The sequence below is a fragment of the Kitasatospora sp. NPDC029367 genome, from assembly GCF_055569135.1.
Genome location: NZ_JBVHYH010000038.1, coordinates 58,119 through 70,787 on the forward strand (window position 1 = coordinate 58,119; position 12,669 = coordinate 70,787).

A 12,669-nucleotide genomic window follows, 5' to 3' on the forward strand; every position below is an offset into this window, starting at 1 on the left:
TCCACGCATCCCCTCCACCGTGCCGCGGTCAGGCCCGTCGCACTGCCAGCACGGCCGAACTGCCGGGCGTGGTCAGCACCTCGCTCGCCTCCAGCGCCGGGTGCGTCAGGTAGTGCAGGCGCAGCCGGTCGACCTCACCGCCGTAGCGGGGCGGCCAGTGCGGCGAGGGCGTGAAGTCGTCCATGAGCAACAGGCCGCCAGGGGCGAGCAGTTCGACCACGCGGTCGGGGTCGTCGCGCTTGCCGCCGCCGTCGCAGAAGAACACGTCGAACGGCGCGTGTTCCTCCAGCAACCGCCAGTCCCCGTGCAGCACCCGCACCCGTTCGTCCCCCTCGAACAACGCCGCAGCCTCCCGGGCCAGCCGCCCGTCCCGCTCGACGGTGACCAGTCGGTTCCCCGGCCCAAGCCCGCTGCGCAGCCAGGCCGTACCGACGCCCGCACCCGTGCCGCTCTCGGCGACCGTCCCGCCCGGCTTGGCCGCTGCGGCGAACGCCAGCAGCCGGCCGACCTCCCGGGTGCAGCTCTTCCCGAACCCCAGCCGGGCGGCGCCCCGCTCGGCCGCCAACACCCGCTCGGGAACGCCCCGTTCCACCTCGTCCGCCATCCGCCCGCTTCCCCTCCGACTCCGGACGGACCATCATGCCGTGCTCGCCGAACCGATGGGCCGGCCCCCGAGTTCCTCGAGGCGAGCCCGCCGCCGGCCCGAGTCAGCTATGCCGCCGGGCTCTGGGAGGAGGTCGACTCGGCGCCGTTCGGGCTGGTGGCCGCAGCCGGCAGTGCTGGGTCGCGGTGAGGGTGGGCGCCGACCTCCTGCGCCCCCTCGGGCTCCACCCCGTGGCCCGCGACTGATCCTCAGCGCACCGCCCCGAAGGCCACCGCCGCCGCCCTCGGCCGGGAGACGGCGTCCAGCAGCAGTACGGAGGCCGCCTCCGGGGTCGGCGGTGGTCCGCCGGACCGGGCGTACCGGGTGAACTCCGCCGACAGCCGGGCCAGGCCCCGGTGGTGCCGGGCGAACACCCGGGCGGAGGCGTGCCGTCCGCGCGCCCGCTGGCCGTCGAGGGCGGTGGCGGCGCCGACGTCGAGCAGCACCAGGTGCAGTTCGCGGCCCTGCCGGCCGGCCTCCCGGGCGAGCCAACGTCGCATCCAGGCGCGGCTGCCGCAGTCGTGCACCAGCAGCGGTCCGCCGCGCCGCACCGAGCTCCGCAGCAGCCGGAAGTGCTCCAGTCGCGCCCACGGCCGGTAGACCGCGTACGGCAGGCGCGCGGGCATCACCGCCTCGCAGGCCTCGTGCACCGTCCGCGGGTCCACCGTCGCGGCCTCGCCGCCGGCCGCCCAGCGGCGCAGCAGCGTGCTCTTGCCGGCTCCCGGCAGGCCCGACACCACCACCACGGCCCCGGCCGGGTACCCCACGACGAACCGCGCCCCGGCCTCGCCCCGCAGGTCGAGCACCCCACGCGGCGCCAGCAGCGCCGTCGCCGTGATCTCCGCCGCCGTCATCTCCGCCGTCCCCGCCTCGCCGCTGTCCACCGCTCCCCGTTCCCCATCCGATCGACCGCCGACCCTAACAAGCCGGGCGCCCGTCCCGGCACGACGCCGACGCCGACGCCAGGAGCGGGCCCCACCCGCACGGCACCCGTGGTGCCGCCGCACCCTAGACTGACGCCTCGTCAGACACGGGAAGGGTGGGCATGACAGAGGCCGGCGGGACGTACACCGGGCTGGTGCTGGACGGACTGGCGCGGGATCCGGGCCGGACGGCCCTGTCCTGCGGCACCACGGCGCTGACCGCCCGGGACTGCCTGGACTCGGTGTTCCGGACGGCCCGCGCCCTGGACCGGGCCGGGCTCGGGCCCGGGGACGGCGTCACCGTGCTCGCCGGGAACACCCCGGAGGCGGTGCTGGTCCGGCTGGCGGCCAACCTGCTGGGCTGCCGGGTGGCGATGCCCGGCCCGGACCTCCCGGTCTCCGAACTGGTGGCGCTGGCCGGGTTCGCCGAGACCGCGGCACTGGTCTTCGACCCCCTCCGGTACGCCGCGGCGGCCGGGGCGGTGGCGCGGGCGCTGCCCGCCGCGGGGGTGTTCGCCCTCGGCCCGACGGCCTTCGGCACGGACCTCGCGGAGCTCGCCGCGGCCTGCTCCGCCGCCCCGTTGGAGCCGCGCTGCCGCCCCGAGGACGTGATGGCGATCCGGTTCACCAGTGGTACCACCGGCCGGCCGAAGGGCGTGCTGCGCCGCTTCGCCCGTCCGCCCCGGCCCGCGCTGTTGTCCGGGGCGTCCTTCCTGCTCTGCACCCCGCTGGCGCACGGCGGCGGCACGAGTGCGGACCTCGCCCTGGCCGCCGGGGGCGCGGTGGTGCTGCAGGAGGGTTTCGCGGCCGAGGAGGTGCTCACGGCCGTGGAGCGGCACCGGGTGTCCCGGGTGTACCTGCCGCCGCACCTGCTCTACCGGCTGCTGGACGACCCGCTGCTGGCCGGGACGGACACCGGCAGCCTGCGCCGGGTCGGGTACACGGGCTGTCCGCCCTCGCCGCGCCGGCTGGCGGAGGCGACCCGGCGGCTGGGCCGGGTGCTGCACCAGACGTACAGCCTGACGGAGTGCGGGCCGGTCTCCCGGCTGAGCCCGGACGAGCACCTGGACCCACGGCTGTTGACGACCGCGGGGCGCCCGTACCCGGACACCGGGGTGCGGATCCTGGACGAGGAGGGTGCGCCGCTGCCGCCGGGCCGGACCGGGGAGATCTGCGTCCGTACCCCGACCGCGATGGCCGGTTACTGGCGGGACCCGGAGCTGACCGCGCGGGTGCTGCGGGAGGGCTGGCTGCACACCGGGGACCTGGGCAGCCTGGACGCGGCGGGCTATCTGACGGTGTCGGGCCGACGGGACGCGATAGCGATTGTCGAGGGGCACAATGTGTTCCCTCATCAGGTCGAGGAGCCGCTGCGCAGCCATCCGGACGTGCGCGAGGCGGTGATGTTCACCAGCACCGACCCGGACCGCCTGGAGCGCGTCCACGCCGCCGTCGCGGTGGCTCCGCACGCCCGGGTGACGGCGGACCAGCTGCGCCAGTGGGCCCGGGAGCGCGGGGACGCCCGGTGCGTCCCGGACACCGTCCTGCTCCTGCCGGCGATCCCGCTGACCGGGCTGGGCAAGCCCGACCTGCCGGCCCTGCGCGCGCTGGCCGAGGAGCGGACCGGTCGGGCCGTCACCACCGCCACGGGGGCGCGCGACGCCATGTGACGCGCCCCTCCGGTGCTTCGAGCGCCCGCGTAGGCCACCTGTTGCGCACCAGTCGACGGGAAGAACCCCCACCGTGGGCGCTCGACCGTGCGGGCCGAGCTGCCGATACACCCCGGCGGCGCTCCCTCGCACCGCCCCCAGGAGGCACCCCTTGACCTGGCTACGCGTCCTGACCGCGCTCGGCATCCTCGCCGCGGCGGCCGGTGCCCTGTTCCTCTTCGCCCGCTGCACCGCCCCCTCCCGGGGGGAGCGCACCGGCGGAACCGCGCCGCCCGACCTCCGACAGGAGGCCGAGGGCAGCGGCCTCTTCCAGCGGACGGGCGGCGACGGCTGAGGAACCGCCCCTCGGCTCCCGCGATCTCAGCTCCCCCGATCTCAGCTCCCCGCGAGGTCGTCCGGACGGACCTCGATGTGGTCGGCCGCGAGGTCGACCGCCACCCGGTGCTCCATACCGAGCGACTCCAGGAACTTGACGGGCAGCTGAACCCGTCCGGCGCGGTCGAGCATCACGTACTCGCGCTCGCTGACCGACTCCTCACCGTGCTCGTCCGTCACGGTGCGGCGCAGCACCTCGCTGCTGGTCCGCCCGTCCCGGATGGCCACCGTGCGACGGACCTCGCCCGCGACCATCGGGTCGTGGGTGACGATCACGACGGTGGTGCCGAGCTCCCGGTTGACGGTGCGGAAGGACTCGAAGATCACCCCCGCGGTCTCGGAGTCCAGCTCACCGGTCGGCTCGTCGGCGAGCAGCACCGGCGGGTTGTTGGCCATCGCCACCGCGATCGCGACCCGCTGTTGCTGACCGCCGGAGAGCTCGTTGGGGCGCCGGTGGGCGAGGTCCCCGATCTCCAGGGCCTCCAGCAGCTCGGCCACCCGGGCGGCCTGCTGCTTCGAGCCGCTCGCCCCGCTCCGTCGGCCGCGCAGCTGCATCGGCAGCGCGACGTTCTCGGCGGCGGTCAGGAACGGCAGCAGGTTGCGCGCGGTCTGCTGCCAGATGAAGCCGACCACCTCTCGGCGGTAGCGCAGCCGTTCCTTGGCGGCCATCTCCAGCAGGTCGCAGCCCGCGACGGTGGCGGTGCCCGCGGTCGGCACGTCGAGGCCGGCGAGGATGGTCAGCAGGGTCGACTTGCCGCTGCCGGAGGCGCCGACCAGGGCGACCAGGTCACCCTGCTGGATGGTCAGCTCCAGACCCTGCAGGGCCTGGACCTCGATCCCCTCGGCGCTGAAGATCCGGACCAGCCGGTCGCAGACGATGGCCGCGCCCGCTCCGTAGGCCTTGGGCGAGGCGGCGGCCAGGGCCCGCTGCCGGAGCTCCTGCAGGCTGGGAGCCTCGACCGCCGGCCGCTCCTGGGAAGTGCTCTTCACGGCTGCTCTCCTGTCTCGACGGTCCGGTAGGTCCGGTCGGTGCGGTCAGTCTGTGCGGCCCGGCCGGTCTGTGCGGCCCGTCCGGTCGGTCCGGTTCCGGTGGCCGGTCCGGTGCAGGCCGTTCCCACGGCGGCGGCCCCGGCCGGTGCCCGTCGCGGTGTCATGACTGTTCCCCCGCTCGGAGTTCGGTGGCGATCTGGCGTCGACCGGCGACGAGGGTCTCCAGGACGATGCCGAGGCCGACCAGCAGGGCCAGTCCCGCGGTGGGCAGCAGGACCGGCAGGAGGACGGGGGTGATGACCTCACCGACCTTGGCGCCGACCAGGGTGGAGATGTCGAAGGCGCCGCCGAGCAGGGCGACGGCCGCGAGGGCGACCAGGCCGCCGCCGACGGCGGCCGCGAGGGTCTGCGGCAGTGCCTCGGTGATGATCAGCGCCAGGCCCTGGCGGGGCCGCAGGCCCATGGTGCGCAGCCGGGCGAGGACGGCGGTGCGGTCGGGTGCGGCGCGGAACAGCGTCAGCAGCACGGCGAGCAGGGCGTAGCCGGCTCCGGCGGCGGCCGCGTACCAGAACAGCCGCTCGGCGGCGTGCTGCAACGGATCGTCGGCGAGTGCGGTGACCGTCTCCGCGCTGCTGTGCACCGTGTACCCCACGGGCAGGCCGTGGGTTCCCTTGCCGGCGGCCGCGGCGTCGTCCGCGACCAGCTTGGCCAGACCCGTCGGCTGGGCACCGCCGTTGTCCCGCAGGGCCGACCTGACCTGCTCGGGGTCGATGTCCCCGACGGCGAACCACTTGTTCACCCGCTTCGCGTCCGGCAGGCGCTCCCAGGCGGGACCGGCCGGAACCACGACGAAGGGCTTGCCCGGGTCGGGCAGGGCCGGGGTCGCGGCGACGGTCGCGGCGACGCTCAGGTGCAGGTCGTTGCCGTTGGGCGTGCGCACCCGGGCCGGCCCGGCCGCCAGGCGCTTGGTCAGGTCGCGGCTGACCAGGGCGGGCACCGGGGTGTCCCGGCCGCCCGAGGTCCCGGCCAGCTTCGCCGCATCGAACTCGCCGACCCCGACCGTGCGGGAGATCTCGGCGTAGGCCGCCGGCTCCACCAGCACCAGGTACGCCTCGGTGTAGTCCTGGTCGGCGCCGACGAAGCGGGCCTTGGGCTCGACCCAGACCGCGGTGGAGGCGTGGACGCCGGGCAGGGCGTCGGCGACCTTGGTGAAGGACTCGCCGAGGGTCGCGTAGTCGGGCAGCGAGACGCTGATGTCCCCGCCGGTGGCGATCCGTGCGGCCCGGGTGCGGACGTGGTCGACGGTGTCCAGCACGGTTGCACCGAAACCGGTGGTGGTCACGGCGATCAGCAGGGCGAGCAGCGGCAGCACGGAGGGCCGGCGCCGCCCCGTGCTGTCCCGGGCCGCCCGGGCCAGGCCCAGGAACGCGATCAGACCACGGCCCCGCCCGGCCAGCGCCGCCAACCGCCCGACCACCACCGGCTCGATCCGCGCCAGCACCAGCCCACCCGTCACCGCGAGCAGCAGCGGCGCGGCCACCAGCAGCGGGTCCAACCCGCCACCCGTGCCCACACCCCGGCGCCTCACCTCGGCCACGGCCGCCACGGTGACCGCCAGCACCGCCAGCTCACCCACCAGCCGACGCCGACCACCGGCCCCCCGCCCACGCGACCACAACAGCGCCGCGCGCGCCGGGAAGGCCAGCAACGCGATCAGCGCCGCCACCGCCGCCGCCAGCACCGCGCCCTCCCAGCGCGGCGTCGGCAGCAGCACCACCGCCAGCGCCGCACCGGCCACCGCGGCCGGCAGCACCGTCACCGCGCCCTCACCCACCAACCGCCCCAACACCCCGGTCCGCGAGCCACCGCGGGCCCGCAGCAACCGGATCTCCGCGCCGCGCCGGTCGGTGGTCAGCGCTGCCGCGAGGAACAGCACCACGATCGCGACACCCGCGACACCGGCCGGACCGATCGTGCTGAGCGGCAACGACGCCCGGTAGCGGTCGTCCGCCCGGCTCAGGATGTCGGGGAGGCTGGAGCCGGTCCGCAGGTCGCCGCGCAGGGTGGCCCTGGACAGGGCCGTGGCACCGGGCCCGGTCAGGAAGGAGCTGACCGCGGTCCTGGTCCGGCCGAGCTGGTCGGCGCGCAGCGAGGCGGGGTCGACGGGCAGCCGCCAGAAGTTCTCGGCGCCCGCGCCCCAGCGGGCCAGCGCGGGCAGGCTACCGCCGTCGACGAACCCGCTGGTCGCCCAGTGCTCGTGCTCGGGCACCGGCTTGAGGCAGGCCCGGGCCGGGCAGCCGAGGTTGTCCCAGAACGGGTCCTGGGGGTCGTTGATCCGGTAGAAGCCGACCACCACGGTGGTCCGCTGGGCGCCCGGTCCGTCCACGCCGTTGTCGATGACGTCACCGAGCTTGATGTGGATGGTGTCGGCGGCCGTCCTGCTCAGCACGATGGGCAGCGGACCGTCGCGAGTGCCGGGAGTCGGCCAGGTGCCGTCGGTGAGGGTGGCCCGGTCGGCCAGGTCCTGGAGGTAGAACAGCCCGAGCTCGGGGTCGGTGCTGTCCGAGAGCCGGACGTACTCCCGATTGCGCATGGTGCGCCCGCTGAGGGCGCGGGTGCCGTGGGCCTGGCCCGCCTGGGCCAGCGTCAGCTGTCGGCCGACCGTGCCGGTCAGCTGCCGCTGCACCCGGTCGAGCACGACGGCGTTGTCGTCGCCCTGCGTCCGGGAGGTGACCTGCAGGCTGGTCGCGTTGAGGCCCTTCTGGCCGACGAAGTCGTGCAGCGCCGCGTCCGCGCCCCGGTCCGCGATCCGCGGGAAGGCCGCCGCCAGGAAGACGGTGACGAATGCGAGCACTGCCATGAGCAGCGCGGCCAGCGGGTTCGCCCGCAGCCTGGTGGGGACCCAGCGCGCGGGGCGGTGGGCGGTGTCGGGGACGGGCACGCTGGTGCCGGCCTGGGTGGTCACATCTCCTCCACGTGGCGCAGCCGGTTGGCCACGTCTCGACGGCGGCGTCCGATCAGGAAGGCCGACAGCAGCGGGGCGACGGCGATCGCGGCCGCGAACAGCAGGGCCTGGCCGACGGGCAGGTCGATCAGGGCCTCGGGCAAGGGGCGGTGGGCGGCGGGTGTCAGGACGACGAACGGGACGATCAGGTGGACCAGCAGGGCGCCGAGGGCGAGCCCGACCGTCCCGCCGAGCCCGACCAGCAGCGCCTGTTCGGCCGCGACGGTACGGGTGACCTGCTTGCGCGGCGCGCCCAGGGCGAGCAGCAGCGCGGAGTCCCGGGCGCGCTCGTGGGCGGAGCCGGCCACGGCGGCGACGAAGCCGATCGCGGCGAGCAGGGCGGTGACGAGCGCGATGGCCATCAGCGCGTTCTGCGGGGCGGCGCCCACCGGGTCGCTGAGCATTCCCTCGGTGACCTCGTCGTAGAGCTGGACGTCCTGGGTGCCCGGGGCGGCCCGCAGCGCGGCGGCCAGTTCGGCCGGAGCGCGGTCGCCGGGCCCGGTGGCCGGCAGCCACCACTCGGCGTGGCTGGGCAGCGCCCGGCCCTGCGCGGCCAGTAGCCGCGCCACGGTGTCGAGGTCGACGACCAGCGCGCTGCGGCCGCCGACCGGCACGGCCTCGATCGCCTTGGTGATCTTGACCGGGACGACGCCCCCGGCGAACGGCACCCGGACGACGTCGCCGGCGGAGCCGCCGATGAGTTTCAGGTAGTCCTTGGTGGCGACTCCGGACACGGTCGTCGGAGCGTCCGCCCCGGCGATGCCGAGAGCGGCCCGCAGGGAGAGGCCGGTGCCCTTCGCGAAGCGGTAGGCGGCGGTGAACAGCCGCCCGGCGTCAGCGGGTTCGGGCGCGACGGTGACGAACGGGGCCTCCCCGCTCCTGAGCGCCGGACCGTCGACCAGGTCCCCCTGCCAGGAGAGGCCGGCCGGCACCGGGACCTCGGTCGCGGGGCCGTCGGCGCTGTCCGAGACGGCCAGCCGGCCGACGGTCACCTCGCCCTCGGCCCGGTCGCTGTAGGAGACGGTCGCCCCGACCAGGGTCAGCGGCGCGGCGACGGAGCCCATCGGCGCGTCGACCAGCGTGGTCAGCGGGGCCGAGGCGTGCTGCTGGCCGCTCACCGGGAGGCCGACGAACGGGGCCTTGTGGACGTAGCCGCTGCGGTCCCGCAGCAGCAGCGTCACCTCCGGCGGGGAGGGGGCCATCGGGTACCGGCCGGTGTACATGCCCGTGTTGTCGACCGTCTGCCGGATGGACAGGTCCGCGTCGATCCGCAGCGGGCGGCCGGGGAGCGGGACCCCGCCCTTGACGCCGGTCGGCGCCGGCTGGGCGAGCGGGCCGAACACCGCCGCCCGGTCGGCCCCGTTGAGCAGGTCGGCGCGGATCGGGACGCGGTCGGCGACGGCGGCCGTGTCCAGGGCGAGCAGCTGGCCCGTGCCGTTCTGGAGCGGCTGCTGCTCGTGGTAGACCGGGATGAGCCGGTCGCCGCCGGGCAGTGCGCCGTAGCGTCCGCCCTGGCCCATCAGCGCGGTGTGCGCGCCGGAGATGCGCAGGCCGCCGGCCGTACCGAAGGCGGCCTGGTCGCGCTGGGAGGCGGTCCAGGTGGCGTGCTGGCCGAGGGCGAGCACGCCGGTGGCCACGGCCATCACCAGCAGCAGCACCGGCCCGTTGGCCCGGGCGGGCTGACGGGACAGCTGCCAGCCGACCATGGCCGGGCCGAGGCCGCTGCCCCGGGCGGCGACCCGGGCACCCAGCCGGGCGACCAGCGGCAGCAGCCGCAGCACCACCAACGTCCCCGCACACAGCGCCAGTGTGGGGGTGGCGACCAGCAGCGGGTCGACGCCGAGCCGGCCGGAGGAGTCGGCGGACAGTCCGCCGCCGTACTGGTCGAGTTGCTGGTAGGCGAGCACGGCCAGGGCGAGCACCGCGAGGTCCCCGCCGTTGCGGACGATGCCGGAGACCACCGCCTGGCGACGGCCGGCCTTGCGGCGCAGCGCGGCACCGGCTCCGCGCAGCAGGCCGGGCGCGCTGGCCAGCGCGATGCACAGCAGGGCGCAGGCCACGGCCACCGGCCAGAGCATCCAGCTCAACCGGGTGTCCAGGGCGACCTGGTGGGCGCGGCCGAGGCCGGCCAGGACGCGGACCAGGAACGGGGTGAGCAGGGGCGCGAACACCGCGGCCGGGAGGGCGAGCAGCACCGCCTCCAGGGCGGTGAAACCGCCGAGCCGGGCGCCGGAGGCACCGCGGGCGGCGAGCAGTTCGTTCTCCCGCTCCTGGCGGGCCGAGATCAGCCGGACCACCAGCAGCAGGGCCGCGGCGGCGAGCACGGCGAGTTGCAGTGCGCCGATCAGCAGGGTGGACCGGGCGACCATCAGACTGGCCGACAACTCGCGCACCAGATCGGGGAGTTCGGTGGTGGCGGCGAGACCGGAGGTCTTCCGCAGGTCGTCGGCCAGCGGCTGGACCCGGTCGCCGATGGCCTCGGCCGTGTCCTGGTCGACGCCCGCGAAGTCGGCGTCGAGCAGCCAGCCGCGGCTGCTCTGCGGCAGGGCGCCGGCTGCGAAGGCGCTCCGGTCGACCATCATCGGGCCGTAGGTGGTGAATCCGCCGGTCTCGACCTCGTGGCCGCCGACCGGGTCGATGCGCCAGTACGCGGCGAACGGGTCGGCGGCCCGGTAGACGCCGGTCACCCGGACGGTCAGCGCCGTGCCGTCGAGCCGGTCGGTGAGCGGGACGTCCACGGGCAGCGCCTGGGCGGTCAGGCCGAGCCGGGCCAGCATGGTCTGCGGCACGGCGACCTGCGGGGCCGCGGAGCGGACCGGACCGGTGACGGCACCCGGCCAGGCACCGGCGACCAGGCTCACCCGGGAGCGGTCGAGATCCGCGAGGACCGTCAGGTCGACCTTGTCCGTGCTGGACTGACCGCCCGCCGGAGCGCCAGGGGCCGCACCGGTCCCGGCCGCCGGGGCGTCAGCACCCGACAGGCCGAAGGAACGGCTGCGCAGCAGGCTGTCGGTGTGGACCGGTAGATCCCCGAAGAGCTTCTGCCGGTAGGAGGCGAGCGCCTCCTCGTCCTTCTGCCGCTGGTCGGAGCCGTGTTCCGCGGTCACCACCACAGCGGTCCGGGCATGGCCCGGTCCCTGGAGCGCCTGCCGCAGGCCGGCCTGGCCGACACTGCTGTTGAAGGTCACCAGAGCGGTCAGTACCGCCGTGGTGATCAGTACCGTCAGCAGGACGGCAGCAGCCAGCGGCAGTCGCCCGCGCACTCTGCGCACGACGAAGCCGAGCATCAAGTTCCTCCCCCGGTCTCAGACCCGGTCGCGGTCCAGCCCCCACCCGTCGATCCGTTCCGGACCCTCGTCGGTCACGGACGGGCACCCCACGGGCGTACCGGCGCAGTGATCACCGGCATCGGTCGCCGGATAGCGGACGATGCTGTCAGATCTGATCCGGGAACGGAAGGGACTTGCGCGAATCAAGTAAGCAATGAGCAAATTCTTTCTATTGGTGACATCCCCAGCGGGGAGAAGCCGATGAAATGCCATGCACACTTCATGACCTCAGGTTCGCCGACCTCCTTCTGACCAGGGAACTTCTCTTTTTCGAATTCTCTGCTCGGGAGGTTGAACCCACGAAACCACCTCACCCGTTGACCCGAACAGAACCGGGTAGTCACCACCCCAGGGGGACGCCGCATGACGCAAGACCAGGCCGCCGACACCACCTTGACGGCCACCGGCCCGATGGTGGCCGTGTCCGATCTGCGGCGCAGCTTCGGCAGCGGGGAGCGGACCGTCCACGCCCTGCGCGGCATCGACTTCTCCATCGAGCGCGGTGAACTCACCGCACTCAAGGGCCGCTCCGGATCCGGCAAGACCACCCTGCTCAACCTGGTCGGCGGCCTGGACGCACCGACCAGTGGCAGCATCGTCCTGGACGGCACCGACCTCGGCGGCCTGGACGAGGACGGCCGGCTCGCCCTGCGGCGGGAGCGGATCGGATTCGTCTTCCAGTCCTTCGGACTGATCCCGATGCTCACCGCCGCCGAGAACGTCGGCGTGCCGATGCGACTGCGCAAGGTCCCGCCGGCCGAGCGCGAGGAGCGCGCGCACACCCTGCTCGCCCTGGTCGGCCTCGCCGACCACGCCAACCAGCGGCCCGGCGAGCTCTCCGGCGGCCAGCAGCAGCGCGTCGCGATCGCCCGCGCGCTGGCCAACGACCCTGGCCTGATCATCGCCGACGAGCCCACCGGCCAGCTGGACTCGGAGACCGGCCGCTCGATCATGGAGCTGCTGCGCGCCGTGGTCCGGAGCGAGGGCGTCACCGTCCTGGTCGCCACCCACGACCCGACGCTGATGAACCTCGCCGACCGGGTCATCGAACTCCACGACGGACGGATCCTCGAGGAGGAGGCGGAGCAGGCCGCCTAGCAGCGGCGGGCCGAGGCTACGGGGGGACTACGGGCCGGGGTGCGGCGGGCGGTACCAACGCCCCCGCGGCCCGGCCCCGCTCTGCCCAACCCGGCGCCGCTCGGCTCACGCAACTCGGCTCAGTGCAGCTCGCTTCGGCGCCCCGCGCGAGCCGCGGCTCAGGAGCGGACCGGCCGGAGAATTCGTTTCGCATGCGCTTCCCCCGCTTTCTCGGGTTCGAGAGAGTATGGCGAGCGGCACGCTAACAGCCGTATTCGGCTTTGTGAATTCATTTACGAATTAATGTGACTGTACGTCATTTCCTGTGCCCTGGAAGCGGGCTGCCGCACCGATAAATCAGGTGCCGATTGTCAGTGGCATCGACTACGGTCCACCGCAAGTCGCTGGAATCCGCTCCACCGGGAGGTTCGATGACGATCTTCTGCCGCGTTCTCCACAATCTCCGCGCGCTCCCCGCCCTCCGCACCCTGCGCTGCCTCCGCCCGCCCCGGAGTCCGGGCCGCCGCACACGACTGTGGTGGGGGGAGGGGGGGGGGGGGGCGACAACCCCAACCCCCACAAACAAGGAGTTCCGGGGGGACCCCCCCCACACCCAAAAAAAGCGCCGCGTCTTTTCTTATTCGCTCGTCCGCGCGTG

8 protein-coding genes are annotated in these 12,669 nt (G+C 74.6%); 3 read left to right on the forward strand and 5 right to left on the reverse strand.

Annotation, left to right across the window (positions count from 1 at the left end):
* Window positions 1-28 precede the first annotated feature (28 nt).
* The gene (locus ACZ4W5_RS21270) at window positions 29-604 is read right to left on the reverse strand and encodes an O-methyltransferase (RefSeq protein WP_465656183.1); all 576 of its coding nucleotides are present in this window, start codon (window positions 602-604) and stop codon (window positions 29-31) included.
* Window positions 605-852: 248 nt separating this feature from the next.
* Window positions 853-1,527: an AAA family ATPase gene (locus ACZ4W5_RS21275; protein ID WP_465656185.1), complete on the reverse strand. Its 675-nt coding sequence runs from the start codon at window positions 1,525-1,527 to the stop codon at window positions 853-855.
* Between the two features lie 161 nt (window positions 1,528-1,688).
* Here ACZ4W5_RS21275 and ACZ4W5_RS21280 point away from each other — a divergent pair, with 161 nt between their 5' ends.
* Both ACZ4W5_RS21280 and ACZ4W5_RS21285 read left to right on the forward strand, forming a co-directional pair.
* Window positions 1,689-3,236, forward strand: a complete 1,548-nt coding sequence (locus ACZ4W5_RS21280; RefSeq protein WP_465656187.1) for an AMP-binding protein — start codon at window positions 1,689-1,691, stop codon at window positions 3,234-3,236.
* 151 nt (window positions 3,237-3,387) lie between these two features.
* Window positions 3,388-3,570, forward strand: a complete 183-nt coding sequence (locus ACZ4W5_RS21285) for a hypothetical protein (RefSeq protein WP_360240896.1) — start codon at window positions 3,388-3,390, stop codon at window positions 3,568-3,570.
* 41 nt (window positions 3,571-3,611) lie between these two features.
* Here the strand turns inward: ACZ4W5_RS21285 and ACZ4W5_RS21290 are convergent, their stop codons facing one another.
* The 3 genes from ACZ4W5_RS21290 to ACZ4W5_RS21300 form a co-directional block, all read right to left on the reverse strand.
* The gene (locus ACZ4W5_RS21290; RefSeq protein WP_360240893.1) at window positions 3,612-4,601 is read right to left on the reverse strand and encodes an ABC transporter ATP-binding protein; all 990 of its coding nucleotides are present in this window, start codon (window positions 4,599-4,601) and stop codon (window positions 3,612-3,614) included.
* 160 nt (window positions 4,602-4,761) lie between these two features.
* On the reverse strand, window positions 4,762-7,566 hold the full coding sequence (locus tag ACZ4W5_RS21295) for a hypothetical protein (protein WP_465656190.1): 2,805 nt from the start codon (window positions 7,564-7,566) through the stop codon (window positions 4,762-4,764).
* Complete coding sequence (locus ACZ4W5_RS21300; RefSeq protein WP_465656192.1) at window positions 7,563-10,892, reverse strand: ABC transporter permease; 3,330 nt, start codon at window positions 10,890-10,892, stop codon at window positions 7,563-7,565. The genes ACZ4W5_RS21295 and ACZ4W5_RS21300 overlap by 4 nt, the downstream gene beginning before the upstream one ends.
* A gap of 405 nt (window positions 10,893-11,297) precedes the next feature.
* On the opposite strand from ACZ4W5_RS21300, the gene ACZ4W5_RS21305 reads away from it, so the two are divergent.
* Window positions 11,298-12,032: an ABC transporter ATP-binding protein gene (locus ACZ4W5_RS21305; RefSeq protein ID WP_360240884.1), complete on the forward strand. Its 735-nt coding sequence runs from the start codon at window positions 11,298-11,300 to the stop codon at window positions 12,030-12,032.
* The last annotated feature ends 637 nt before the right edge of the window (window positions 12,033-12,669 follow it).